This is a genomic window from Rhizocola hellebori (assembly GCF_016862955.1).
GTDB lineage: Bacteria > Actinomycetota > Actinomycetes > Mycobacteriales > Micromonosporaceae > Rhizocola > Rhizocola hellebori.
Genome location: NZ_BONY01000014.1, coordinates 57620 through 81678, shown reverse-complemented (window position 1 = coordinate 81678; position 24059 = coordinate 57620). Strand labels below are relative to the sequence as shown.

Here is a 24059-nt window from a genome sequence, read left to right as displayed (position 1 = left end):
ACTTTTGGGTGTTGAAACCCCTACCCGGAGACGCGCTTGACCAGGTGCGTGTCGAGCAGGACGTGGGAGGGTGAATCCTCGTTGCGGATGCGGGCGAGCAGCAGCTGGACCATCTGGCGGCCCATCTCTTCGACGGGCTGGTAGACGGTCGTCAGCGGCGGCTCGGTCTGCGCCGCGATGGGCGAGTCCTCGAAGCCGACGACAGCCACATCATCGGGCACCCGGCGGCGCAGCTCGCGCAGAGCCCGCAGGGCGCCCGCCGCCATCAGGTCGGAGGCGACGAAGACCGCGTCGATGTCGGACTCCTTGGCCAGCAGCTCCCGCATGGCCTCGGTGCCGCTCGCCTCGCCCCAGTCGCCGTAGGCGATGCGCTGCTTGGCCGAACCCATCGCTTCCTGATATCCGCGAAGCCGGTCGACGCCCACGCCCATGTCCTGAAGACCGGCGATGGTCGCGACCTTGCGCCGCCCCGAATTGATCAGATGCTCGACCGCACCGCGGGCGCCGCCAACGTTATCGATGTCCACATAGGAGATTTCCTGACCCGGCCCGATCGGGCGACCGCCCAGCACGGCCGGCAACCCGCGGTCGCGCAACAGCCGCGGCAGCTGATCGGACTCGTGCAGCGAGAGCAGCAGCACCCCGTCGACATGCTGGCTGGTCAGGTGGTGCTCGACGCGCTGCTGCTCGGCCGCGGTCTGTGCCATCGCGAGCCACAGCTGCAGCGGGGTGTCGGCCAGGGCGGAGGAAATTCCGCGCACCAGCCCAGCGAAGTAAGGCTGGGCGAAGACCCTGTCCTGCGACTCGGAGACGACCAGCGCCACCGAGTCCGTCCGCTGGGTGACCAGAGCCCGGGCCGCCCGGTTGGGCACATAGCCGAGCTCCTTGATGGCGTCCTGGACCGCTGCGCGCGCCTCCGGACTCACCTGTGGTGAGCCGTTGACCACGCGGGAGACCGTGCCCCGGCCCACCCCTGCGAGCGCCGCGACCTCGTCCAGGGTCGGCCGCCCGGCAGATCGCGTGCGCTGCGTTGTCATCTACTTATCCCCCAAGCCGCCATTTCGGATTACATCCGAATACCAGTGTGCACTGGCCTTCGGCGTCCTCGCTTGCGACTCATAGTCCACATGGACGATGCCGAAGCGTTTCGAGTATCCCCACGCCCATTCGAAATTGTCCATCAACGACCAGACGAAATAGCCCTTCAATGGGATCCCATCGGTCACCGCTCGTTCACAGACCCGAATATGGGCCTCCAGATACGCGATCCTGTCCTGATCATCTACAAATTCAGGATATGCCGCGCCGTTCTCCGTGATGTAGAGCGGCAGATCACCGGCAACTTTGTGCACGTCACGTAGCAGTTGGGCCAGTCCGTCCGGATCGATCTCCCAGCCCATGTCGGTGGCCGGCAAGCCGCGGTTGAGCCAGCGCACCGACTCGCTGCCCGGCCACGCCGAGGGAAACTGCGGCTCGTCACCGTTGGCCACGAGCGCGCGCGTGTAGTAGTTGACCCCCATGAAGCCGATCGGCTGGTGGATGATCTCCAGGTCGCCCGGCTGGACGAAACTCCAGTCGGTCAGCGACGCGGTGTCGGAAAGCAGATCCTCCGGGTAGGCGCCCTGGAAGAGCGGGCCGAGCCAGATCCGGTTACCCACGGCATCCAGCCGCCGCACGGCATCGGCGTCGGCATCGGTCTGCGGCAGGAACGCGTGCAGGTTCAGGCTTATCCCGACGTTGGCTCCCGCCAGCGCCTGCACCGCCAGGCCGTGGCCCAGGTTGAGGTGATGCGCCGCCGCGAGCGCGGCCGCGCCGTCGGTGCGGCCGGGCGCGTGCTCGCCACTTCCGTAGCCGAGGAACGCGGCACACCACGGCTCGTTGTGGGTGGTCCAGAAGCGGACCCTGTCCCCCAGCGCGTCGTGCATCAGCTTCGCGTATTCGGCGAACCGGTAGGCGGTCTCCCGGGCCGGCCAGCCGCCCGCGTCCTCCAGCTCCTGCGGCAGATCCCAGTGGTTCAAGGTGAGGAAGGGCTCGATGCTCTGGGCTCGCAGATCGTCGATCAGACGCTTGTAGAAGTCCAGGCCGCGCTGGTTGACCGGGCCGGAACCGGTGGGCTGCACGCGCGACCACGAGGTGGAGAAGCGGTAGCCCCCCACCCCGATTTTGGCCATCAGCCGCACGTCGTCAGAACTGCGGTGGTAGTGGTCGCACGCAACATCGCCGGTGTCACCGCCGAGCACCTTGCCCGGCGTGTGACTGAACGTGTCCCAGATGGACGGTGTCCGGCCGTCCTCCGTGGCACCCCCTTCGATCTGGTAGGCGGCTGTCGCGGTACCCCAGAGAAATGTTTTCAAGCTTTTACAGCACCTTCCATAATTCCGCCGATGATCTGGCGGCCGAACAATGCGAACACGATCAGCAACGGCAGTGTGGCCACCGCGGTCGCGGAGAAAACCTGCGCGTAATCGGTGTAGTACGCCTGCGAGAGAAGTGCCAGTGACACCTGAACCGTCGGCGTGTCCGCGTTGAGGATCGCATAGGGCCAGAGGAACGAATTCCACTGTTCCATAAAGGTAAGCAAACCGAGCACACCCATGGCTGGGCGCAACGCGGGCAGCACGACACTCCAGTAAATACGGAAAGTGGTGCAGCCGTCGACCCGCGCGGCCTCGATCAGTTCGTCGGAGATCGCCGACGAGGCGTACTGGCGCATCATGAACACGCCGAGCCCGGTCACCAGGAAGGGCAGGATGACCGCCGGAAGCGTGCCATCAAGGTGGAAGAAGTTCACCATCATGTCGTAGAGCGGGATGATGCCAAGCTGTGTCGGGATCATCATGGTGGCGATGATGATCAGCAGCAGGGCGTTCTGTCCGCGGAAGCGCAGCTTCGCGAAGGCGAAACCGGCCAGCGAGGAGAAGAAGACCACGCTCAGGGTGATGATGCTGGACACCACCACGGAATTGATCAGGCCGTAGATGAACGCCGCATGCTCATTATCGAGAACCCGCTGGAAGTTATCGCCGAAGTCGCCGCCGGGGGTGAACGGCGGTGGCACAGCGTTGATGACCTCGAGCTTGCGGGTCGCCACCACGAACATGAAGTAGAACGGCGTGATCGACAGCAGCACCGCGAGAGTCAGCGCGAGGTAAGTCAAAGGGCTTGCCGCCCAAAGCTTTTTCATTAGTTGCGCACCGACCTTCGCACGAGCAGATAGTTGAGGACCGAGAAAATAACAATCAACGCGAATAGGGCGAAGGCCACCGCCGAGCCGTAGCCGAACTGAAGATTGTCAAAAGCCTTCTCGTACATGTACATCGCCACGGTCTGGAACTCGCGCCGCGCCCCGCCGAGGATCGCGCCGCCGCCGCCGTTGAAGATGAGCGGCTCGGTGAACAGCTGCCAGCCACCGATCGTCGAGATAATCACGACGAAGAACAGTGTGGGCCGCAGACCCGGAAGGGTGATGCTCAAGAACTGCCGCCATCGGCCCGCGCCGTCCAACGCTGCCGATTCGTAGAGGTCCTTGGGAATGGCCTGCATCGCGGCCAGGAAGATGAGGGTGTTGTAACCGGTCCAGCGCCAGTCGATCATTGTCGCGAGCGCGATCCAGGAAGGCCACTGCTCTGTGCGCCAGCTGATCGGGTCGATCCCCACCAGGCCGATGAAGTAGTTGACGATGCCGAAATCGCGCCGGAAGAACACGCCGAACACCACGGCCACCGCGGCGAGCGAGGTCACGTTCGGCACGAAGATGAGCATGCGCCAGAAGGTGCGCGCGCGCAGCGGGCGGTTCAGCAGAGTCGCCAGGAACAGCGCGAGGAACATCTGCGGGACTGTGGCGATCAGGAAGATGGCGAAGGTGTTGCGAACCGCGTTCCAGAAGTACTCGTCGACTAGCAACGCCGAGTAGTTCTCCAGGCCGACGAAGGAGCGATCACCGATGAGGTTCCAGTCGGTCAGCGACATGTAGGCGGTCATCAGCAGCGGGTACAACCCGAAGACCCCGAACAGCACGAAGAATGGGGCCACATAGAGGTACGGGGAGTACTTGATGTCCCAACGCGAGAACATGGGCTTCCTTGTGACTCAATAGGTCCTGGCGGACAGCGGCGTGGAAGTGGTTCGCCACTGTCCGCCAGGAGAAACCGGGTGTTAGAAAGCGCCCTGTGTCTTGGCGTCCTTTATTGCGTCTTCCCAGGCTTTGGCAGCCGATACCTGGCCGCCTTCAAAGGCTTGGAGCTGAGGCTCGAACGCCCGCTCCTTGACCGCCTGGTGCTTCGGACCGAGCACGAGCGGCTTGAGCGTCTTGGCGCCCGAACCGAAGATCGCGCCGACCGGAGCGTCGCTGAAGTACGCGTTCTTGTAGGCCTTGAAGTCAGAGTTGTCCAGTGCCTTCAGGTTCGACGGCAGCGGGCCCTTGGCCTTGAACGCGGCAACCTGGCTGTCCGCGTTGGTGAGGAACGCGGCCAGTTCAGCGGCCTCCTTGGGGTGCTTGCTCTGGGTTGGCACGGCGAGGAAAGAACCACCCCAGTTACCGCCACCGCCAGGAACATCGGCGACATCCCACTTGCCCTTGTTGGCCGCGCCGGAGTTCTGCTCGACGATGCCGAGCATCCATGACGGGCAAAGGGTTGCCGCGAAGGTGCCCTGCTGGAAGCCGGCCGTCCATTCCGGTGACCAGGTGCGGATCTTCGCGGTGATGCCCGCGTTGGCGAGGCTGATCGCGGTGTCCCACGCCGACTTCACGGTCGCGCTCTTGTCGGCGACGACGTTGAAGTCCTTGTCGTAGAAGCCATCGCCACCGGCCTGCGACATGGCAGCGCTGAACGCGGTGGTGACGGTGTCGAGCAGAGCCTTGCCGCCGGACTTCGTCTTGTACTCCTGGCCCACCTTGATGAAGTCGGCCCAGGTCTTCCAGCTGGCGGAAACCTTCTCCCGCTCGAACGGCATGCCTGCCGCCTTGAACAGGTCACTGCGGTAGCAGGTGGCCAGGCCGCCGACGTCGGTCGGGAGGGCCATCAGCCGGCCGTCCGCGAGCACTCCGATGTCGTACTTCCACGGCAGGTAGTCGTTGCGCTTGTCGCCCACGTACGGCTTGAGGTCGATCCAGTTCGCCGGGTTCGCCTTGAACTCGGTGATGATGCCCTCTTCCAGGGCCACGACGTCGCCCGCACCCTTCTGGGTGGCGAGGTACCGGACCAGCAGCGGCCGATAGTCGTTGAGCTGTGCTGTCTTGCGAATTTCCACCTTGATGCCGGGGTGGGTGCTCTCGTACTGCTTGACCAGTTCGTCGTACCCAAACTCACCAAAGTGGTCCACGACGAGCTTGATCTCGCCGGGCTTCGCCTCTTCGTCTTTCTTGCTACAAGCTGCGAGACCGCCGAGCGCGGTGACCGCAGCCAGAGCGACCACCGCGAACTTACGGCGGCGCGTTGTAACGCTCATGCTGGCCCCTTTTCTCAATATGGGCGAAATCATGGGAGCGCTCCCGGGGGGAGCGCTCCCATGATTGCCAGCGCGTTACGTAAGTGTCAATAGGCCTCTGGGAGCGATCCCAATCCGTTACCTAAATAGGCAGCTGACATGCCAGATCATGACTGGATGGGCCTCAAGCCGGATAGGTTGAGGAAATGGTCTGCCGAGCTTGCAAAGAGAAGCGGCACGAGAGCTGCCCTGGGCATTCCTGGTGCGATTGCCAGCACCGCGACCCCAGACCCACCCCTCCGGTCACTGGACCTGCGGGCGAATAGTGCTCAAGGTCAACTTTGTGGCGAGCCTCGACGGCGCGACACACATCGATGGACTCTCCGCCGGGTTGTCCGGCGAGGCGGACAAGAGACTGTTCCGTCAGCTCCGGCGCGAATGCGACGCGCTGCTCGTCGGGGCGGGCACGTTTCGGGCCGAGAACTACCGGCCGCTCACGCTCGACGCACCCCGCCGGGCGTGGCGGGTGGAACACGGGCTCGCCGAGTACCCGCGACTGGTGGTGGTATCGAGAAACCTCGCTCTCGATCCAAGCCACCCAGCGCTTGCCGCCGCTCCGGTCAGGGCGGCCGTCCTCACCACAGATGATATTGCGGCGTCGGCCGAACTGTCCAAAGTGGTCGATGTGATTCGCGGCCCCAGCCTCGCCGCCGGGCTGGCGCAGCTGAAGTCGCTCGGCCTGAACCAGATCCTGTGCGAGGGCGGGCCACAGCTCTTCGCCGCGCTGGCGAAGGAGGATCTGATCGACGAGCTCCGGCTCAGCCTGGCTCCCTTGCTGGCCGGGCCGGGCGCCGGGCGCATCACCGCGGGCCTGCCGCACGAGGTGCGGCGGATGCGCCTGGCCGACTGGACCGTTTCGGACGACGGCACGCTTTTCCTTACCTATCAGCGTGCCTAGTCGGTCGTTGGGGTGAAGGTCATACCCGGGGGGTATGGTCTTGGCCGTGGCTGAGGTTGGAACACCTGTTGGGAGAGTGCTCGGCACCGAGGACGCCAGTCCATTGACGTTCTGGGCCGCCGTCAACTCCGAAGACGGGTCCTATTTGCAGCTTGACGACGTGGTGGTGACCCAGCGTGAGCTGGCAGATCACGGCCGCGTCACCATCGCCGGGGTGGTCACCGCGGTGCGTGCCCGGCACGAGGGCGCCAGCTTCGACTCCGATGTTTTCGCCATCGCCGACGGCATGCTGCCCGCCCGGGTTCAGGAGGCGGCCGAGGTCACCGTCACCCGTGTGGAGCCGGAGGTTTACGTTCCGCCATTGCCCGGTGCGGTGGCCTATCGGGCCGAAGGCGAGGCCCGCGACAGCGCGCTGTCCTTCGATCGGATGCAAAGGCGCCTTCCTATGGGTACGGGGCGAGACGGCCAGCCCGTCTTCCTCAACGCCGACTTTCTCGACGGCAGCCGGGGCGCTCACGTTTCCATCTCGGGCATCTCCGGGGTGGCCACGAAGACCAGCTTCGCCACCTTCCTGCTCTATTCGGTCTTCAAGTCCGGTGTCTTCGGCGGTGACGCCATCAACACCAAGGCGCTCATCTTCAACGTCAAGGGCGAAGACCTGCTGTTCCTGGATCATCCAAACACGAGGCTCGATGAGCGCACCCGCGCGGCCTATCACCGGCTCGGGCTGGAGGCAGGCCCCTTCCCTCAGGTGAGCGTCTACGCCCCGGCCCGCGCGGGCGACCGCACCGGCAGCCCAGACGTGGCGAGCCGGCTGACCGGGGTGGATCCCTTCTACTGGACGCTTTCCGAGTTCTGTTCGGATCGGCTGCTGCCCTACGTGTTCGCCGATGCCGACGACGAGCGCCAGCAATACACGATGGTGGTGCATTCGGTCACCGCGCAGCTGGCGCGCAACGCCGTCGACAAAGACGGCGGCATCAGCATCGACGGCACCCCCATCCACAGCTATGAACAGCTCGTCGACTACCTCGTGGAGCAGCTCAACGACGACGCCACCCGCGGCGGGTGGGCGGGCAGCGCGGTCGGTCTAGGCACGATCAACGCCTTCGCGCGGCGGCTCATCAACAGCAAACGCGACCTGGCCCGCCTGATTCGCGGTGACCTCCCGGCCAAGCAGCAGCACCGCATCTCCACGGCCGACGGCGCCCAGGTCACCGTCGTCGACCTGCACAACCTGCCCGACCGGGCACAGCGCTTCGTCGTCGGCGTCACGCTCAAGACGGAGTTCGAGCGCAAGGAGAAGGCGGGCAGCGCCAAGCCCTTGCTGTTCGTGGTCCTCGACGAGCTGAACAAATACGCGCCGCGCGATGGCTCCAGTCCCATCAAGGACGTGCTGCTCGATATCGCCGAGCGGGGCCGATCCCTTGGCGTGGTGCTGATCGGGGCGCAGCAGACCGCCTCCGAGGTGGAGCGGCGCATCGTGGCCAACTCGGCCATCCGGGTGGTCGGCCGGCTCGACCCGGCCGAGGCCTCCCGGCCCGAGTATGGGTTTCTTCCGCCCGCGCAGCGCCAGCGCGCGCTGCTTGCCAAGCCGGGCACCATGTTCGTGGCGCAGCCCGAGATTCCGGTGCCGCTCGCTATCGAGTTCCCCTTCCCTGCGTGGGCAACCCGGCCCGGAGAGGCCGGCCCGGCACCGAGGGCCACGCTTGCCAGCATGATCAGTGCCACCGATCCGCTGACGGTGGTGAAGGGCAAAGACGACGGGATCCCGTTCTGATGAAAATCCTTCATACCTCCGATTGGCACATCGGCAAGGTGCTCAAGGGACGCTCGCGTCTCGATGAGCAGATCGCCGCCATCGCCAACGTGATAGACATTGCGCGCCAAGAGAAACCGGATCTGATCCTGGTAGCGGGCGATCTGCACGACAACGCCCAGCCGTCGCCGGAGGCGACCAAGGTGGTGACGCGGGCGCTGACCGCCTTGCGGGCCACCGGCGCCGACGTGGTGGCCATCGGCGGCAACCACGACAATGGCGCCGCGCTCGACGCGTTGCGGCCGTGGGCCGACGCCGCCGGCATCACCCTGCGCGGCCGGGTCAGCGATCGCGTGGAGGACCATGTCATCGCGGGCACCACCCGCGGCGGCGAGCGGTGGCGCTGTGTCGCGCTGCCCTTCCTGTCCCAGCGCTATGCGGTGCGTGCGCTGGAGATGTTCTCGCTGACCGAGGCACAGGCCCAGGCCACGTACGCCGACCACGTGTCGCGGTTGCTGTCGGTTTTCGCGCAGGAGCCGCAGGCGGGTGTCGTCAACCTCATCATGGGGCACATGACCGTCGTGGGTGGACTGATGGGCGGCGGCGAGCGCGAGGCGCACACGATCCTCGGCTATGCGGTGCCCACCTCGGTGTTCCCGGCCAACACCCACTACGTCGCGCTGGGGCATCTGCACCGCGCGCAGGTGATGTTCGGGCCGTGTCCGGTGCGCTACAGCGGGTCGCCGATCGCCATCGACTTCGGCGAGGAGGAGAACGCCTCCTCGGTGACGATGGTGGAGGTCAGCGCCGACACCACGGCGAAGGCCCGGGTCGTGCCGGTGCCCGTGGCGGTGCCGCTGCGCACCATCCGTGGCACGGTGGAACAGCTTGCCGCGCTTGAGGTTGGCGAGGCGTGGCTGCGGGTCTATGTGACCGAGCCGACACGGGCCGGTCTGCGCGAACAGATACAGGAGATGTTCCCGCGTGCTCTGGAGATCCGGGTCGACCCGGGCGACCTGAGCCAAAAGGCCCGCGCCGTGCGCGCGGGGCGAAGCGCGCCAGAGCTTTTCGCCGACTACCTGGAGCAGCGCGGCAGCACCGACCCGCACACCCAAGCCCTCTTCGACCGCCTCTACGACGAAGTGAGCACGGTGTCATGAGCGAGCTTGTCGAGCTCATCATGAGATTGGGATTCTCTCATGCCTTCACCGCAGGTGATGGCCGACGTGAGGAGGCCATGGCATGAGGCCGATGCGATTGGACATGCGCGGGTTCGCGGCGTTCCGTCAGCCGGCGGTCGTCGACTTCACCGATACCGACTTCTTCGCCCTGATCGGGCCCACCGGGTCGGGCAAGTCCACCATCCTCGACGCGATGTGCTTCGCGCTCTACGGCACCGCACCGCGCTGGGGCGCCCGGTCGGTCGCGCATGCGCTTGCCCCGTCGGCGACCGAGGCCGCGGTTCGGCTCATCTTCGAAGCGGGCGGCTCCCGATACGCCGTGACGCGGGTGGTGCGCCGCGACGGAAAAGGCCGCGCTTCCACCCGCGCCGCTGCGCTGCAGGCCCTCTCGCCCGGCTTCGATCCGTCCACTCTGGACGGTTCGGAGTTGCTGAATGAGCTGGGTGAGGCCCTCGCCGGGAGCCCGGCGGAGCTGGACACCGCCATCGTTGACGTGGTGGGGCTTCCCTACGACCAGTTCATCAAGTGCGTGGTGCTTCCCCAGGGCGAGTTCGCCGCCTTCCTGCACGCCAAACCGGCGGAGCGGCAAGAGATTCTGGTGCGCCTGCTGGGCTTGGACGTCTACGAGAAGGTGCGTGACCGCGCCACCGGCCTGGTGACCGAGGCGGCGGCACAGCTGGCCGCCACCGAGCCGGTGCTCGCCGAGCTGACCGCCGCCGCCTCGGAGGAGGCGCTGGAGGCAGCCGAGGAAGACCTGCACCTGATGACCCGGATCACCGATCTGGTGGAGAAGGCGCTGCCTGTGCTGGCCAAAGCGCAGGAAAGCAGGACTGTCGCCGCCAACGCGGTGGCCGAGGTGGAGAAGCGGCTGTCGCTGCTGGCGCTGGTGCGCCCACCGCGCGATGCCGCTTCGCTGGCCGCGAGTGCGAACGAGGCGACGGCCCGCATCGCCGACGCGGCGGTGGCGGTCGGCGCGGCCGAAGAGCACGAGGAGAAGTTGCGCCACCAGCTCGACAGCGGCCCCGATCCGGCGGCCATCGCGGCCGTGCTCAATCTGCACGAGGAGCGCGGCAAGGTCGCCACCCGGCTCACCGCGCTCGACAAGGATCTGGCCCAGGCCCAGAAGGCGCACACCGCCGCCGACAAACAGCTCAAGGCGGCGCACAAGGCCTCGGCGGCGGCGAGCGAAGCGGTGACCAGCGCGCAGCAGGCGTTGCTCACCGCGCAGACCGCCGACCGCGCCGCCTGGCTACGCCGAGACCTGGTGGCCGGACACGCCTGCCCGGTCTGCGAGCAGACGGTCGCCAAGGTGCCGGCCCAGCCGGAAAAGCCGGCCATGGTGGCGGCCAAACATGTGGTGGCACAGGCCGAAGACGAGGCCGAGAAGGCGCGCAAACAGCTCGAAAGGGCAGACCTGGCGGCCCGCGAGTCCGACCGCAAGGTGACCACGGCCCAGGCGTCGCACGACCAGCTGGCCGCCCGGCTGTCCGAAGTGGACGCCATGCTGGCCGGCACCGAGTCGCAGGAAATCCTGCGCGGCCAGCTCAAAGCCGTGGAGACCCACAAGCGTGAGCTGGCGGCGGCCTCCGGCGAGCTGCGCGCCGCGCGTGAGGCCCATCGCAAGGCCTCGCTGGAGGCGCAGCAGGCACAGGAACGCCTGCGCAGGGGCTGGCGCGACTTCGACGCCGCCCGCGACACCGTGGCGGTGCTCGGGCCACCGTCCGCCGACCGCGACGACCTCGGCCGGGCATGGGCCTCCATGTCGGGCTGGGCAGCCGAACAGGTGACCACGGGAGAGAAACAGCGGGCCCGGCTGCGTAAAGAACACGACACCGCCAGCGGCGAAGTCACTCGGGCGATGGCTTCGCTCGACGAGCTTTTCACCGATTCCGGTCTGGCCAAGCCGCGGCCGGGAGAGCATCAGCGGGCCGCCGCGGTGGCCGTTGAGCGGGCCAGCGCGGTGCGGGAGCGGATAATCCAGATGCAGGCGCAGGCGGAGTCGCTGCGCTCGCAGCGGGCCGCGGTGGAGGCCGATCGGCAGATCGCCTCAACCCTGGCGCAGCACTTGCGCGCCAACAATTTCGAGGCCTGGCTGCTGCAGGAGGCGCTGGAAGCCCTGGTTTCGGGGGCTTCCGGGATCCTGCGGGAGCTGTCCAACGGGCAATACGACCTCATCCACGACGACCGCGAGTTCTTCGTCGTCGACCACCATGACGCCGGTCTGCGCAGAGCTGTCAGAACATTGTCAGGCGGGGAAACCTTCCAGGCCTCACTTGCCCTGGCCCTGGCCCTTGCCGACCAGCTCGGAGGCATGTCGTCAAACGCAAGCCTGGAATCCATCATGCTCGACGAAGGTTTCGGCACCCTCGACGCGTCCACTCTGGACACGGTCGCGGCCACGCTGGAAAACCTTGCCGCTACAGGGAATCGGATGGTAGGAGTGGTCACTCACGTGCCAAGTCTGGCCGAGCGCATCCCGGTCCGCTTCGAGATCACCAAGGATGCTCGAAGCGCCCGGGTTGAACGCATAGGTTAAAAAGTGTTCATGCAGTTTCACGTTGATGCGTGGAATCCTGGTTTCGGGTCGAGCGCCGAGGCGACCGACCGGGGGCCGACGGCGTCGAGCACCGCGAAGCTCGACACCAACATTGAGGTCGACGCCAAGAAGTGGCAGCCCATCGACCCACCCGCGGGGCTGAGCGCCCCCCAGCGCGTGCTTCTCGTCGACGGCGTGCGCCGCACCGATGCCCGGCTCTGGATAGGCCTGCACCCCGGCTTGGCCTGCTCCTACGCGGCCGGTGTGGTGGAGTGCACGCCGGGGCAGGCCAAGCTTGCCGCCGCCCAGGTGCAGCGCACCATCTTCACCTCCGCCGAAGAGGTGTCCGATGTGGGCACGGCACCGGCCCGTTACCGCGCCGTCTGCGTACAGGGGGCCGACGAGGCCGGGCTTTCCAATGCGGTGCAGGCCCACCTGACCGAGCTGGAAATCAACATCTCGTCACTGGCCCGCACCGACGACGACCTGCTGATCGTGGACGGGCCGCTGCGCTCGCGCGGCACCCTGCCCCGCGCGCTCGGCTACGTCAAGACACAGCAGAAGCAGTACCTGCCCGAGTCACTCGTTGGCATCGTCACCGCGCTGAAACCCGGTCAGCGCACGCCGGTGTTCCTCATTGGCGGGATCTATCAGCGCATCACCTGGTACCTGAAGCTTCCTGGCGGCTCAGGGGCGCCGTGGGCCGGCATCGTGCGGGTCGAGTGCTCGGCCGAGCTGCCCGAGCATGAGGCCATCCGGCTGGCCGGCCTCTCTGCCGTGACCATCCCCCGCTTCGCGTCGGTGCCCTACAAGGACCCGCGCGCCCCGCAGAACCTGATTCCCATTGCGGGCCTTGAGAAACGGCTGCGTCAGCTGCTTGGCGATCCGAAGCTACTGCACCGGGCGCTGGTTCGCGCATCAGCCTAGGGCCGAAGCGGCGAAGCGGCGATGCGATAGCATCCGCGCATGAACGTCGCCGATGTCGCTGACGACCTCGCAGAAGTCCTCCACTCAGAAGCCGAAATCCTGGCCCGGATCGACCAGCTGGCAGCAGAAATCGAGCGCGATTACGAGGGCAAAGACCTTGTCCTGCTTGGGGTTCTCGGTGGCGCGGCGATGCTCACCGTCGATCTGGCCCGGGCGCTGACCCGGCATGTCGAAATAGCCTGGATGGCCATCCGCTCCTATGGTTCGGGCACCAAGTCGTCGGGTTCGGTGCGGCTGCTCAAGGATCTCGACATCGATGTCACGGGCCGCCATGTGCTGGTGGTCGACGGCGTCATCGACACCGGGCTGACCGCCCAGTGGCTGGTGTCCAACATCGGTGCCCGCAAGCCCGCCTCAGCGCACGTCTTCACCCTGTTCCGCAAGCCGAAGGCGCCGCCGATGCCCGACGCGGTCAAGTATGTGGGGTTCGATATCGGCGAAGGCATGATCGTCGGGTACGGGCTGGACTACGCGAGCCGTTATCGAAACCTGCGCTGCTGTGCTGTCCTGGCCGAGCACGTCTACAAGTCGCGCGTGGGGTGATGGCGACGGTATCGCCAGATCGCCCATCCGGCGATGGCTGCCGCCACCACAAGTAGGCCCGCCAGTGCGATCACCCATCCCGCGACGGCGAAGGCCGGGCGGCTGGAGGCGATCGGCTGAATGGACGTGGACGGCGTGGGCGACGGCTCGGCTTGGCCGGTGGGCGACGGCTCGGCCTGGCCGGTGGGCGACGGCGTCACGGCGTTGACCGCGGCCTCGGGCACCGGTGCGTTGGTGCACCCGGTGGCGTGGAGGTCGACTCGGGGGTCGGAGTTCTGCTGATTGGGATCTTCCATCACCCACTCCATGGCGAACACCACAAAGCTCTTGCCGGCGGGAGGACAACCGGTCAGCTTAAAATCGATCGTCACCGTTCTTGTTTCGCCCGGACGGATGGCCTTCATAGCGCACCGGATGCTGCTCGACGACCCCGAGCAGGGCTTGCCTGAGACGATCTGAATCGCCGGATCGGCGATGTGCGGCGACCGCAGGGTGTAACTCATCTGAGTATTGGGGCCTTTGTTGTGCACCTTGATGCTCGCGGTAACCGTCTGACCCACCCTGCCGGTCACGTCGGGCGTGGTGAGCTCCATGTCCGCCCCGAGCTCGCGGCGCATCACATCGAGCTCCAGCGAGCCGGAATCGTTGCCGCTGTTGGGGTCGGTCACCTCGCCGCTGGTCGGGCGAACCCGATAGCCGATCGTGCCGGCAGGCCCGGGTGACGCATCGGCGGAAACCGTCATGCGCAGGCCCACCGTCATCCCGCCCGATCCGAGCCAGCCCCGGCAGACCCGCTGCGAACCGTTCTCCGCGCAGGTGGCTTGGGTGGACTCGGTCACGACCGAGATGCGGCCGTCCAACCGGGACAGATCAATGATCATTTCGAACGGGAACTCCCAGGCGGCGTCGGGGGCCGTGACCTCCAGCAGCCGGGTGCCGGACACCCCTGGACTGAGGTACAGGGGCTCGCCGTTGCTGCTCAGGTCCCGCACCCGCAGATCCGCCTGCTGGGGCAGGCCCACGCCGGAGAGGGCCACCGCGGCGCTGAGCCCCATCGCCACGGCAGCATGCGCGAAGGACACGACAAACCTCCATAGCGGGTAGGGGCGATGAGCATAAGCGCAGCAGGGCTTGCGCCGCAGTCCCGGTACCCTTGGCGGGTGTCAATCGATCCCCGCCACCTCGAAATCTGCCTGAACGTGCTAGCCGACGTCGAAAAGCTGCCACCCCAGCACCCCGATGCGGTGAAGGTGCGGTTGGCCACGGCCGCCATCTTCAAGGCGGTCAAGCAGCAGCGCCGCCGGGAGGCGCGCGAGTCGGTGCTCGCCAACGACAACGCGGTGACGGCCGCCACGGCGACCGGCGCGCCGGGCCGCATCGATGACGAGACCGCCGGGATCCAGCTGACCTCACCCACGATCGGCGCGACGGCCGGCGAGCTGAAGCGGGCCCGGCCGTGCTACGTGTGCAAGGAGCGCTACACGCTGGTCGACGCGTTCTACCACCAGCTGTGCCCGCAGTGCGCCGCGCTGAACCGCAGCCGCCGCGACGCCCGTACCGACCTGACCGGCAAGCGGGCCCTGCTCACCGGCGGGCGGGCGAAGATCGGGATGTATATCGCGCTGCGGCTGCTGCGCGACGGCGCTCACACCACCATCACCACCCGCTTTCCCAACGATGCTGTCCGCCGCTTCAAGGCGATGCCCGACAGCCACGACTGGCTCGACCGGCTACGCATCGTGGGCATCGACCTGCGCGACCCGGCCCAGGTGGTGGCGCTCGCGGACGCGGTGACCGACCAGGGTCCGCTCGACATCCTCATCAACAACGCCGCCCAGACGGTGCGCCGCAGCCCGGGCGCCTACGCGCCGCTGGTCGCGGCCGAAGCGGCTCCGCTTCCTGACGGGCGGCTTCCCGAGCTGATCTCCTTCGGCCACTACACGGGCTCGTCGCCGGCCGCGGCGGCGATCCAGTCGATGCCGCACCAGATGCTCGACCCAGAAATGGTGACCGCGCTCGCGCTCACCTCGCGCGGCACTGTGATCGACGCGGGCGGGCTGGTACCCGACACCGCCGCCACCAACAGCTGGGTCCAGGTCGTCGACGAGGTGGACCCGATCGAGCTGCTCGAGGTGCAGCTGTGCAATGTCACGGCCCCCTTCGTGCTGGTGAGCCGGCTGCGCCCGGCGATGGCGAAGTCGCCTGCCCGCCGCAAGTACGTGGTGAACGTCTCCGCGATGGAAGGCCAGTTCGGCCGCGGCTACAAGGGGCCGGGCCACCCGCATACCAACATGGCCAAAGCCGCGCTCAACATGCTGACCCGCACCAGCGCCAAGGAGATGCTCGAAACCGACGGCATCCTGATGACCGCGGTCGACACCGGCTGGATCACCGACGAAAGGCCGCACCCGACCAAGATGCGCCTGCACGAGGAGGGGTTCCACGCTCCGCTGGATCTGGTCGACGGCGCGGCACGGGTTTACGATCCGATCGTGCGTGGCGAGCTTGGCGAAGACCTTTACGGCTGCTTCCTGAAGGACTATCAAAAGTCGGCGTGGTAGATGAGCGCACTGAGCCTCATCGGTTTCACCCGCTACGATCCGTGCGCCCGCTGGATCGACGGGTCGTTCTGGCTGGCTGCCCGCACCCCGCACGGGCCGGGCTCGATCCGCTTGCATCCGCAGGTCGAGGCGCACGGCCCGGGTGGGCCCTGGTTGCTTGAGCGCGCGCCGGGCATGCTCGGCGAGCTGGACGACGTCACCGGTTTCGCACCCGAGCATCCGCTGCTGAAACGGCTGAAACCGGTCACTCTGCCCCGAACAGGGCTGGTCTTTCCCCGTCTGATGCGGGCCATCTGCGAGCAGAAGGTCACCGGCAAGGAGGCCTACCAGGCGTATTCGGCGATCGTGCGGCATTTCCGCGAGGAGGCGCCGGGGCCTGTGGCCGGGTTGCTTCTGCCGCCTTCGCCGGAGGCGATTCTTGGTACCCCATATTGGGGATTTCATGCTCTAGGCCTTGAACAGCGGCGAGCGGAAGTGTTGCGGCGGGCGGCTTTTGAGGCGCCCCGGCTTGAGTCCTGTGTGGACAGTGCGGCGCTCGCGAAGCGGCTGTTGAGCATCCCCGGCATCGGGCCGTGGACGGTCGCCGAGGTGACCCGGCTCGTCTTCGGCGACGCCGATGCGGTCAGCGTCGGCGACTTCCACATGAAGAACTTCGTCAGCTGGGCCTTGGCCGGTGAGCCACGCGGAACCGATGAGCGGATGCTCGAGCTGCTGCAGCCCTATGCCGGGCACCGGGGCCGGGTCTGCCTCATGATCGAGTCGGCCGGGCTGGGGGCGCCGCGCTACGGGCCAAGAGCGCCGATCCGCAACTTCCGCTCGTTTTGACACACCCCTTGAATAGGATGGGCGGTATGGCCAACAGTGTGGTGCATTTCGAGGTTCCCGCTGATGATGTCGAGCGGGCGAAGACGTTCTACCGTGAGGCCTTCGGGTGGCAGATCCAGGCCTATCCGGGCATGAATTATCACGGCGTGACCACCGCCGAGGTCGGCCCCGACATGATGCCGCTCAAGCCGGGCGCCATCAATGGCGGGCTGTTCGACAAGGCGGAGTTTCCGATTACCTCGCCGGTGCTCACCATCGGCGTCGACGACATCGATGAGGCGCTGGAAAAGGTGGAAAGGCTGGGCGGCAAGACCTTGATGGGCCGCCAAGCCGTCGCCGACATGGGCTTCACCGGTTACTTCACCGATCCGGAGGGCAACGTTATGGGCCTATGGCAGAACGCCCCAGCGGCATGACCCTTCCCATCACCCCACCGGTCGAGCCGATGCTCGCCAAGGCCGTCGACGGCCTGCCCGAAGCGCCCGGCATGACCTATGAACCCAAGTGGGACGGCTTCCGCTGCATCATCTTCCGCGACGGCGACGAGGTCGAGCTGGGCAGCCGCACCGAGAAGCCGATGAACCGCTACTTCCCCGACGTGGTGGCGCAGGTGCTTGAGCAGTTTCCCAAGCGCTGCATCATCGACTGCGAGCTGGTCGTCATCCGCCGCGAGGAGGGCAAGCTGCCACGCCTCGACTTCGAGCTGCTCGGCCAGCGCATCCACCCGGCCGCGTCGCGCGTGAAGATGCTCGCCGAAACGACCCCCGCCGACATCATCGCCTTCGACATCCTCGCCCTCGGCGACGACGACCTCATGAAACAGCCCTATCAGCAACGCCGCGAGCTGCTGTTCAAAACCCTTAACGGGGTTCGGCCGCCGATCCATCTGACTCCGATCACGACAGATGCCGAGGTGGCGCGGCGCTGGTTCACCGAGTTCGAGGGGGCCGGCCTCGACGGCCTGATCGCCAAGCCCGCCGACATGCTTTACGAGCCCGGCAAACGCCTGATGTTCAAGGTGAAACACGCCCGCACCGCCGATGCGGTGGTGTGCGGGTTCCGTTACCACAAGTCAGGCCCGATCGTCGGGTCCCTCCTTTTAGGACTTTATGACGACGAAGGCGTGCTCCATCACGTCGGCGTGAGCTCCTCGTTCAGCCTGGCCCGCCGCAAGGAGCTGCTCGACGAGATCGAGCCCTACCGCAACCCGAAGGATCACCCCTGGGCCGATTGGGCCGAGCAGGCGACCACGGGTGGCAGCCAGCGCATGCCGGGCGCGGTCAGCCGGTGGACCGGCAAGAAGGATCTCTCCTTCGAGCCGCTGAGCCCCGAGCTGGTGGTCGAGGTCGGCTACGACGCGATGGAGGGTGATCGATTCCGGCACACCGCCCAGTTCAAGCGGTGGCGGCCCGACCGCGAGCCCCAATCATGCCGCTACGACCAGCTCGAACGTCCGCTCAAACTGAGCGTCGACGCCGTTCTGGAAACGAGCGGATAGGCTCGCGGGCGTGGTGCGCCTCCCCTCACGCCTCGGCATCGCCTTTCTGGCCATGACCGTCGCGCTCGCCGGTTGTTTCCTGCCGCCTATCCTCGACGGCGGGCAAGCCCGCGAAGCAAGCCCGGAGCCGGGCTGGACCTCCTGCTCAGGTGAGGCGCGCAGCCTCCTCGGGCGGGTTCCGGCCGGCTATTCGTTCCAGTGCCGCACCATCCAGGTGCCGCAAGACTGGGGCAACAAGGCCGACGGCCGCACGCTGGGGATCTCCGTGATCCGGGCGCGCGCCGACGACCAGCGCGACCGGATAGGTTCGCTGCTGGTCAACCCGGGCGGGCCGGGAGGTTCCGGGGTCGACCTGGCGATCTATCTGACCCAGGGGCTCCCCGCGGAGATCACCCGCCGCTTCGACATCGTGGGCTTCGACCCGCGCGGGGTGGGTCGCTCCGACCCGATCACCTGCTACAACTCGGCCGGCCTCGACGCGAGCTTCGGCGCCGAGCCAGACCCGCTCAGCCAGAGCGCGTTCGACGAGGTGGTCGCGCTCAACAGGAAGATGGTCGACGCCTGCGACGCGAAATACGGCGCCAAGCTGCCCTACTACTCGACCGAGCAGGCAGCCCGCGACATGGACAAGATCCGCGAGGAGCTGGGCGACCCGAAGCTGACCTACCTGGGCTACTCCTACGGCACCCTGCTCGGTGCGGTTTACGCCCAGCTGTTCCCCGACAAGATCCGCGCGCTGGTTCTCGATGGCGCCGTCGACCCGCAGGCGAACTCGGTCGAGTCGTCCGAGGGGCAGGCCAAGGGCTTCGAGCTGGCTTTCGGCAACTTCGCCGCGTGGTGCGCCGACAACGCCAGCCGCTGCCCGATCAGCGGCGACGCGCAGGCGGTCGTGCTCAAGCTGATGGAACAGGCCCGCACCAACCCGGTCGGCTACCGTGACGGACGCCACGCGACTGCGGGCTGGATCCTGTGGGCGGTGGTCTCCGCCATGTACACCAAGACCCGCTGGCCCGACCTGGGCAAGGCCCTCGACGACCTGGGCGACGGCAAGGCCGGGGGCATCTTCACCCTCGCCGACGCCTATTCCGATCGCGATCCGAACGGCAACTACAGCAACCTTTTCGATGCCAACGCCGCGGTCAACTGCGCCGACGACGGCAAGCCGGTGACGGTGGAGCGGATCCGTTCGCTGCAGTCGGAGTGGCGCGCGAAATACCCCGTGTTCGGCGCACCCCTCGCGATCGGCATGCTTACCTGCGCGCTGTGGCCGGGCAAGCGCGATCCGTACCCGGTCGGCCCGGCCAACGGTGCTCCCCCGATCCTCGTGGTGGGCACCAAGGGCGACCCGGCCACCCCCTTCGACCAGACACCGAAGCTGGCTGCGATGCTCGGGGTCGGCGTGGTGCTCGGCTGGGACGGCGAGGGCCACACGGCCTATCCGGAAACCCGATGTATCGCGGCCGCGGTCAACAAATACCTGATCAGCCTGGAGCCTCCGCGCAACAACACCACCTGTCCGGCGTCCTAAAAGGACACTAAGATCGGCCCATGTACGACGGGCCTGTCATCGACATCCACGCGCACCTCGCCCTCGACCGGGAAAGGTCCGTGGGCGACCATCACACACTCGGTCTCGACGGGCTGCTCGCCGCCGTGCGGCAGCCGCGGGTGAAGCACGCCACGGCAATCGTCATGGCGCCCCGCGACGACATGGAAACGACCCGCAGCCAGAACGACGCGGTGCTAGAGCTGGCCGCGAGCACAGACGGGTTCCTCATCCCGGTCGTCTCGGTCCACCCCGCCGACCGCGAGCTGGCCTCGGCCGAGCTACATCGGGTGGCCCAGCTCGGCGCCCGCATGCTCAAGCTGCATCCGAACACGCAGGAGTTCGATGTCGGCGACGAGGAGGTGACCAACCTGGTGCGCCGGGCGGGAGAGTACGGCATCATCACGCTCTTCGATGGCTACAGCCCCTTCGATCCGGCTCAGCCGGGCAAGTTCATCCGCCTCGCCATGACCTGCCCCGAATCGAAGCTCATCCTGGCCCACATGAACGGGCCTGACTTCGTCCAGACGCTGGTTTACGAAATTCTGGGGCGCTATCCGTGGTACGGGCACAACGTCCACTTTGACCTGTCGGCCACCGGGCCGATGATGGCCGGTGGTCCCTACGCCGAGCATTTCCGCTGGGTGATACGCAAAGTCGGGGTGCGCCAAGTGCTTTACGGAAGCGACTGGCCCTTCGACGATCCGGCTTTCGCGCTGAGCGCCTTCCACAGCCTGGGCTTCACCGACGAAGAGGAAAAGGCGCTGCTGCACGACAATGCGGCCGCCCTGCTCAACTTGTGACAGCTCCGACAGCGGCCGCCGCCCAAACTGGGCGGCGGCCGTCGCTGGAGTCAATCGCTACGAGGAGGTCCCTCGGTAACCACCGAGGGCCGCCGCGCCGACGATCCAGCCCACGAAGAAGCCATAGATCGCCCCGCTTCCCGCGGCGTTGAAGGCGCCCAGCACGGTGGGGTTGGTCTGCACGAAAGCGGCAAGCAGCGCCGCGAACGCGCCCGCGAAGATGTAAGCGGCCCAACCGGCCAGGAACTGACTGCCTCCGCCACGGGCACGGGCCAGCTGCGACCCGGGCAGCAGCACCATGAATCCCCAAGTCAGCAGCACCACCAGAATCGCCTTGATGTCGTCGGCGATGAGACTCTGCACCGAGTCCTGGGCGTCAAACCTCCACGCCGGCCAGGCCAGCAGGCGCATGAACCAGCCGCCCGCCGAGCCCTCATCTGTATTGCTCTGCACCCAGCGCACGTATGCCGGGCTGCCGAATATCAGCACCAGCAGAAACGCCGCCAGCGTCCCAGCACCGGGGGCAGTGCGGTAGCGAGAGAATGTAGCCATGGCGACAATGTCCCCGTTGGACATTCAATCCAAACAATAATTCTGGCGCGTGCGAAGCAACGCGCGGCATTGCCGCCCCAAAGCCACCGTCTTCCCTCCCGATCTTGCAAGCAAAGAACGCTTGCAAGATCGCTCAGTCCAGACGGCGGCGGCGGCAATGCGCCAGGGCTACTCTTCCCAGTTGGCGGCTACCTTTTTGCTTGGCTGGACGCGCGGGGGTTCACCGGGCATTTTTGGATAATCTGGGGGATACGGCATTTCGCGGGCGTCCTGCTCCCACCACTCGAGGAGCTTTTCCAGCCCGAAGTGCTTGGAATCCATGGACTCGAAGGGGTCTCCGACCTTCTTCAGCCGCTTGGGCAACGTCTCCAGATCGAAGTCGTCGGGCTCCACATCGGACAGCTCCGCCCAGGTGAGCGGGGCGCTCGCGGTCGCCCTCTTGTTGGCGCGCAACGAATATGGGCTCGCGATGGTCCTGTCCCGGGCCGCCTGGTTGAAGTCGATGAAGACCCGCTCGCCGCGCTCCTCCTTCCACCACGCCGTGGTCACCCGCTCCGGGTCGCGCTGCTCCACCTTGCGCGCCAGCGCGATCGCGGCGTGGCGCACGTCGATGAAGTCCCAGTCGGGCTTGATCCGCACGTAGACGTGGACCCCTCTTCCTCCGCTTGTCTTCGGGTACCCGACAAGGCCCGCCTCATCCAGCACCGCCTGGACATGCTCGGTCGCGACCCGGGCGGCGTCGACGAAGTCGGTCCCCGGCTGCGGGTCAAGATCTATCCGCAGCTCGTCGGGGTTTTCGGTGGCCGGTTCCCTTACCGGCCACGGGTGGAACACGACCGCGCCCATCTGCGCGGCCCACAACAGGTGAGCCGGCTCAATCGGGCACAGCTCATCGGCTTTGCGCCCGCTGGGGAACGTGATCTGGGCGGTGTGCATCCAGTCCGGTACCCCCCTGGTGGGTATGCGCTTTTGATAAAACATCTCGCCATCGATGCCGTCGGGGAATCGTTGCAGCGTGGTGGGTCGGTGATTGACCGCGCGCAACATCGGCTCGCTGACCGCGAGATAGTACTCAAACACGTCTTTCTTGGTGAATCCGCGCTCCGGAAACATGATCTTTTCCGGGCTGGTAAGTCTTACCTTTCGATTACCGACCTCGTACTCGAGCGCCTCAGCCTTGGGCATGGTCCGACGTTACCGCGTACCTTTAGGGCATGGAGCAGATCTCTGAGGACGAATGGAAGGTCCGCCTCAACCCCGCGGAGTTCCGCGTGCTGCGCCAGGGCGGCACAGAGCCCGCGTGGAGCGGGGAATACGTGGACACCAAGACCGCGGGAAGGTACAACTGCCGCGGTTGCGGGGCGCTTCTGTTCGACAGCACCACCAAGTTCGACAGCCACTGCGGCTGGCCCTCCTTTGACGAGGCCATCCCGGGCGCCATCAAATACATTGAGGACCGCTCGCACGGCATGGTCCGCACAGAGGTCCGCTGCGCCACCTGCGACGGCCACCTCGGCCACGTCTTCTACGGCGAGCACATGACTCCCAAGGACGCCCGCTACTGCATCAACTCGCTGAGCATCAAACTCGACCCCAGCGAAGGCTGACTGAGCCAGGGACAGGAAGCGGTTAGTCCGGGTTTTCCAGGTGGCCGCACCAGCGGTGGTGGTAACCCGTCTTGCAGGTCCGCACCTCGGCCATGCCGTCGTCGGCCGCCCGGGCCCAGGCCCGGCCGATCGGCCGCAGCACCCGCTTGAAGAGTATGGCCAGCAGGGACGGCCAGGTCACCAGCAACACTGAGACCGCCGCCAGCGTGTATAGCTGTTGCCGGTCACTGACATGCGCGTCCAAGACGACAACTGCGACGGCGAAGACGGTGATCGGCTCGATTGCCTTGAAGGCAAATCGGGTCAGGCCCGTCTTTTCCGCGGGCTCCGTTTCGAGGCCCGTTCTCATTGACCTCCATAGGTTGCGACCCGAGTACAGGAGCAAGATGATCAGGTGCAGCGGCAGCCGCCAAAGGCCGATCTGCCAGGCCCATTCCGACACAGCTGCGCGGTTGGCTCCGTCAAACAGCTCCGGCGCCATGAGCAGCAGCAACCTGTACCCCACCAGGAGCAACAAATAGTCGATGGCCGCCAGAAACAATGGCCCGAGCAACAGCAGCGCCGCAGCCCCCAACCGCACAAGAGGCTTGGGCATCGAGGTCGTCGCCTCGTCCTCCAGCTCAGCTGTCACGAGGTCACCGCCACGCCGCCGATGTAGCGGGCGTCGGTGTCGAAGAACAGCTTTGTGCGGAACCATCGCATGTCGACCTGCGCGAAGCCGGCCTCGTTAATGGAGCGCCAGGTCTGGCGGGTCGGGTCGCAGCCGCCGTCGAAACGGCGCGAGAACGGGGCCCAAGCCCTTTGCAGCCAGTAACTCCAGCTTCCGCGCCGGGCCGCCACGTGCTCGAAGAAAATGAACTCGCCGCCCGGTTTCAGCACCCGCTTGACCTCGGCCAGCACCTTGGCCTGGTCTGCCACTGAGCACAACACCACCCTGGCCACCACGGCGTCGACACTGGCGTCGGGCAACGGGATCTGTTCCGCTCCGCCCTCCAGAATCGGGCTGGAATGCCCGTGCGCCGCCGCCACCTGGCTGAGCACCCGGCGTCGGGCCGGGTCCGGCTCCAGCCCAATCCATTCGATGTCGCGGCGCAGCCGGTCGAAGTTGCGGCCACGCCCGGCCCCGATCTCCAGCACCCGGCCGCCGACCCCGCCGATGAGCTGGTCCATTAGCGCGTAAAAGCTCTCTTTTGTGCCCGCCACCGGCTCGCTGTCCCCCATGCCGCCAGCCTAGTGACGTAGGTCAACGCCCGGTTACCATCTACGGCAGACGATG

General features: G+C 66.5%; 22 protein-coding genes and 1 pseudogene. 13 read left to right on the top strand and 10 right to left on the bottom strand.

The window, feature by feature from the left end:
• Positions 1–20: 20 nt before the first annotated feature.
• The 5 genes and pseudogenes from Rhe02_RS13785 to Rhe02_RS13765 all read right to left on the bottom strand — a co-directional run bounded on the left by Rhe02_RS13785 (position 21) and on the right by Rhe02_RS13765 (position 5448).
• A complete protein-coding gene (locus Rhe02_RS13785; protein WP_203908579.1) occupies positions 21–1037 on the bottom strand; it encodes a LacI family DNA-binding transcriptional regulator in 1017 nt (338 codons plus the stop codon).
• Entirely contained in the window at positions 1038–2354 is a 1317-nt protein-coding gene (locus Rhe02_RS13780) for a GH1 family beta-glucosidase (RefSeq protein WP_239123788.1), read from the bottom strand.
• Positions 2351–3184, bottom strand: a complete 834-nt coding sequence (locus Rhe02_RS13775; protein WP_203908578.1) for a carbohydrate ABC transporter permease — start codon at positions 3182–3184, stop codon at positions 2351–2353. Before Rhe02_RS13775 ends, Rhe02_RS13780 begins: the two co-directional genes overlap by 4 nt.
• Positions 3184–4068: pseudogene (locus tag Rhe02_RS13770) on the bottom strand (carbohydrate ABC transporter permease); the annotation flags it as partial. The gene Rhe02_RS13775 and the pseudogene Rhe02_RS13770, both read right to left, overlap by 1 nt.
• Positions 4069–4155: 87 nt before the next feature.
• Positions 4156–5448 carry an ABC transporter substrate-binding protein gene (locus tag Rhe02_RS13765; RefSeq protein ID WP_203908576.1) on the bottom strand — a complete coding sequence of 431 codons (1293 nt, stop codon included), beginning with the start codon at positions 5446–5448 and terminating at the stop codon, positions 4156–4158.
• 241 nt (positions 5449–5689) lie between these two features.
• On the opposite strand from Rhe02_RS13765, the gene Rhe02_RS13760 reads away from it, so the two are divergent.
• The 6 genes from Rhe02_RS13760 to hpt all read left to right on the top strand — a co-directional run bounded on the left by Rhe02_RS13760 (position 5690) and on the right by hpt (position 13391).
• Positions 5690–6385, top strand: coding sequence for a dihydrofolate reductase family protein (locus Rhe02_RS13760; RefSeq protein ID WP_373320629.1), 696 nt, complete (start codon positions 5690–5692; stop codon positions 6383–6385).
• A 34-nt stretch (positions 6386–6419) separates the two neighbouring features.
• Entirely contained in the window at positions 6420–8165 is a 1746-nt protein-coding gene (locus Rhe02_RS13755; protein WP_203908575.1) for an ATP-binding protein, read from the top strand.
• The gene (locus Rhe02_RS13750; protein ID WP_203908574.1) at positions 8165–9304 is read left to right on the top strand and encodes an exonuclease SbcCD subunit D; all 1140 of its coding nucleotides are present in this window, start codon (positions 8165–8167) and stop codon (positions 9302–9304) included. The genes Rhe02_RS13755 and Rhe02_RS13750 overlap by 1 nt, the downstream gene beginning before the upstream one ends.
• An 82-nt stretch (positions 9305–9386) precedes the next feature.
• Complete coding sequence (locus tag Rhe02_RS13745) at positions 9387–11861, top strand: AAA family ATPase (protein ID WP_203908573.1); 2475 nt, start codon at positions 9387–9389, stop codon at positions 11859–11861.
• 9 nt (positions 11862–11870) lie between these two features.
• Entirely contained in the window at positions 11871–12788 is a 918-nt protein-coding gene (locus Rhe02_RS13740; RefSeq protein WP_203908572.1) for a hypothetical protein, read from the top strand.
• A 39-nt stretch (positions 12789–12827) separates the two neighbouring features.
• Positions 12828–13391, top strand: coding sequence for a hypoxanthine phosphoribosyltransferase (hpt, locus tag Rhe02_RS13735; RefSeq protein WP_203908571.1), 564 nt, complete (start codon positions 12828–12830; stop codon positions 13389–13391).
• On the opposite strand, the gene Rhe02_RS13730 is transcribed toward hpt, so the two are convergent.
• Positions 13370–14473: a DUF11 domain-containing protein gene (locus Rhe02_RS13730; RefSeq protein ID WP_203908570.1), complete on the bottom strand. Its 1104-nt coding sequence runs from the start codon at positions 14471–14473 to the stop codon at positions 13370–13372. The two genes, hpt and Rhe02_RS13730, sit on opposite strands and share 22 nt — an antisense overlap.
• Positions 14474–14551: 78 nt before the next feature.
• Here Rhe02_RS13730 and Rhe02_RS13725 point away from each other — a divergent pair, with 78 nt between their 5' ends.
• The 6 genes from Rhe02_RS13725 to Rhe02_RS13700 are packed head-to-tail and all read left to right on the top strand — an operon-like array spanning position 14552 to position 20624.
• Positions 14552–15952, top strand: a complete 1401-nt coding sequence (locus tag Rhe02_RS13725) for an SDR family NAD(P)-dependent oxidoreductase (RefSeq protein WP_239123786.1) — start codon at positions 14552–14554, stop codon at positions 15950–15952.
• A complete protein-coding gene (locus Rhe02_RS13720) occupies positions 15953–16777 on the top strand; it encodes a DNA-3-methyladenine glycosylase family protein (protein ID WP_203908568.1) in 825 nt (274 codons plus the stop codon).
• Between the two features lie 26 nt (positions 16778–16803).
• Positions 16804–17193, top strand: a complete 390-nt coding sequence (locus Rhe02_RS13715; protein ID WP_239123779.1) for a VOC family protein — start codon at positions 16804–16806, stop codon at positions 17191–17193.
• Entirely contained in the window at positions 17190–18275 is a 1086-nt protein-coding gene (locus tag Rhe02_RS13710) for an ATP-dependent DNA ligase (RefSeq protein WP_203908661.1), read from the top strand. Before Rhe02_RS13715 ends, Rhe02_RS13710 begins: the two co-directional genes overlap by 4 nt.
• Before the next feature lie 10 nt (positions 18276–18285).
• A complete protein-coding gene (locus tag Rhe02_RS13705) occupies positions 18286–19803 on the top strand; it encodes an alpha/beta hydrolase (RefSeq protein ID WP_239123777.1) in 1518 nt (505 codons plus the stop codon).
• 20 nt (positions 19804–19823) lie between these two features.
• Positions 19824–20624 (top strand): amidohydrolase family protein, encoded by an 801-nt coding sequence (locus Rhe02_RS13700; RefSeq protein WP_203908566.1) that lies wholly within the window; start codon positions 19824–19826, stop codon positions 20622–20624.
• Between the two features lie 57 nt (positions 20625–20681).
• Here the strand turns inward: Rhe02_RS13700 and Rhe02_RS13695 are convergent, their stop codons facing one another.
• Together Rhe02_RS13695 and ligD are read right to left on the bottom strand one after the other, a co-directional pair.
• Complete coding sequence (locus Rhe02_RS13695) at positions 20682–21176, bottom strand: hypothetical protein (protein ID WP_203908565.1); 495 nt, start codon at positions 21174–21176, stop codon at positions 20682–20684.
• Between the two features lie 168 nt (positions 21177–21344).
• Positions 21345–22361 (bottom strand): non-homologous end-joining DNA ligase, encoded by a 1017-nt coding sequence (ligD, locus tag Rhe02_RS13690; protein ID WP_203908564.1) that lies wholly within the window; start codon positions 22359–22361, stop codon positions 21345–21347.
• A gap of 29 nt (positions 22362–22390) precedes the next feature.
• Here ligD and msrB point away from each other — a divergent pair, with 29 nt between their 5' ends.
• A complete protein-coding gene (gene msrB, locus Rhe02_RS13685) occupies positions 22391–22783 on the top strand; it encodes a peptide-methionine (R)-S-oxide reductase MsrB (protein WP_203908563.1) in 393 nt (130 codons plus the stop codon).
• A 22-nt stretch (positions 22784–22805) separates the two neighbouring features.
• Here the strand turns inward: msrB and Rhe02_RS13680 are convergent, their stop codons facing one another.
• Both Rhe02_RS13680 and Rhe02_RS13675 read right to left on the bottom strand, forming a co-directional pair.
• Positions 22806–23414 carry a hypothetical protein gene (locus tag Rhe02_RS13680; RefSeq protein WP_203908562.1) on the bottom strand — a complete coding sequence of 203 codons (609 nt, stop codon included), beginning with the start codon at positions 23412–23414 and terminating at the stop codon, positions 22806–22808.
• Entirely contained in the window at positions 23411–24004 is a 594-nt protein-coding gene (locus Rhe02_RS13675; RefSeq protein ID WP_203908561.1) for a class I SAM-dependent methyltransferase, read from the bottom strand. Before Rhe02_RS13675 ends, Rhe02_RS13680 begins: the two co-directional genes overlap by 4 nt.
• Between the last annotated feature and the right edge of the window lie 55 nt (positions 24005–24059).

What these genes read in the sequence shown, in the direction of transcription:
- Rhe02_RS13785 (WP_203908579.1), bottom strand. Translation starts at nt 1,037, where the DNA reads ATGACAACGCAGCGCACGCGATCTGCCGGGCGGCCGACCCTGGACGAG.
- Rhe02_RS13775 (WP_203908578.1), bottom strand. Translation starts at nt 3,184, where the DNA reads ATGAAAAAGCTTTGGGCGGCAAGCCCTTTGACTTACCTCGCGCTGACT.
- Rhe02_RS13765 (WP_203908576.1), bottom strand. Translation starts at nt 5,448, where the DNA reads ATGAGCGTTACAACGCGCCGCCGTAAGTTCGCGGTGGTCGCTCTGGCT.
- Rhe02_RS13755 (WP_203908575.1), top strand. Translation starts at nt 6,420, where the DNA reads ATGGTCTTGGCCGTGGCTGAGGTTGGAACACCTGTTGGGAGAGTGCTC.
- Rhe02_RS13750 (WP_203908574.1), top strand. Translation starts at nt 8,165, where the DNA reads ATGAAAATCCTTCATACCTCCGATTGGCACATCGGCAAGGTGCTCAAG.
- Rhe02_RS13745 (WP_203908573.1), top strand. Translation starts at nt 9,387, where the DNA reads ATGAGGCCGATGCGATTGGACATGCGCGGGTTCGCGGCGTTCCGTCAG.
- Rhe02_RS13740 (WP_203908572.1), top strand. Translation starts at nt 11,871, where the DNA reads ATGCAGTTTCACGTTGATGCGTGGAATCCTGGTTTCGGGTCGAGCGCC.
- hpt (WP_203908571.1), top strand. Translation starts at nt 12,828, where the DNA reads ATGAACGTCGCCGATGTCGCTGACGACCTCGCAGAAGTCCTCCACTCA.
- Rhe02_RS13720 (WP_203908568.1), top strand. Translation starts at nt 15,953, where the DNA reads ATGAGCGCACTGAGCCTCATCGGTTTCACCCGCTACGATCCGTGCGCC.
- Rhe02_RS13715 (WP_239123779.1), top strand. Translation starts at nt 16,804, where the DNA reads ATGGCCAACAGTGTGGTGCATTTCGAGGTTCCCGCTGATGATGTCGAG.
- Rhe02_RS13710 (WP_203908661.1), top strand. Translation starts at nt 17,190, where the DNA reads ATGACCCTTCCCATCACCCCACCGGTCGAGCCGATGCTCGCCAAGGCC.
- Rhe02_RS13700 (WP_203908566.1), top strand. Translation starts at nt 19,824, where the DNA reads ATGTACGACGGGCCTGTCATCGACATCCACGCGCACCTCGCCCTCGAC.
- Rhe02_RS13695 (WP_203908565.1), bottom strand. Translation starts at nt 21,176, where the DNA reads ATGGCTACATTCTCTCGCTACCGCACTGCCCCCGGTGCTGGGACGCTG.
- ligD (WP_203908564.1), bottom strand. Translation starts at nt 22,361, where the DNA reads ATGCCCAAGGCTGAGGCGCTCGAGTACGAGGTCGGTAATCGAAAGGTA.
- msrB (WP_203908563.1), top strand. Translation starts at nt 22,391, where the DNA reads ATGGAGCAGATCTCTGAGGACGAATGGAAGGTCCGCCTCAACCCCGCG.
- Rhe02_RS13675 (WP_203908561.1), bottom strand. Translation starts at nt 24,004, where the DNA reads ATGGGGGACAGCGAGCCGGTGGCGGGCACAAAAGAGAGCTTTTACGCG.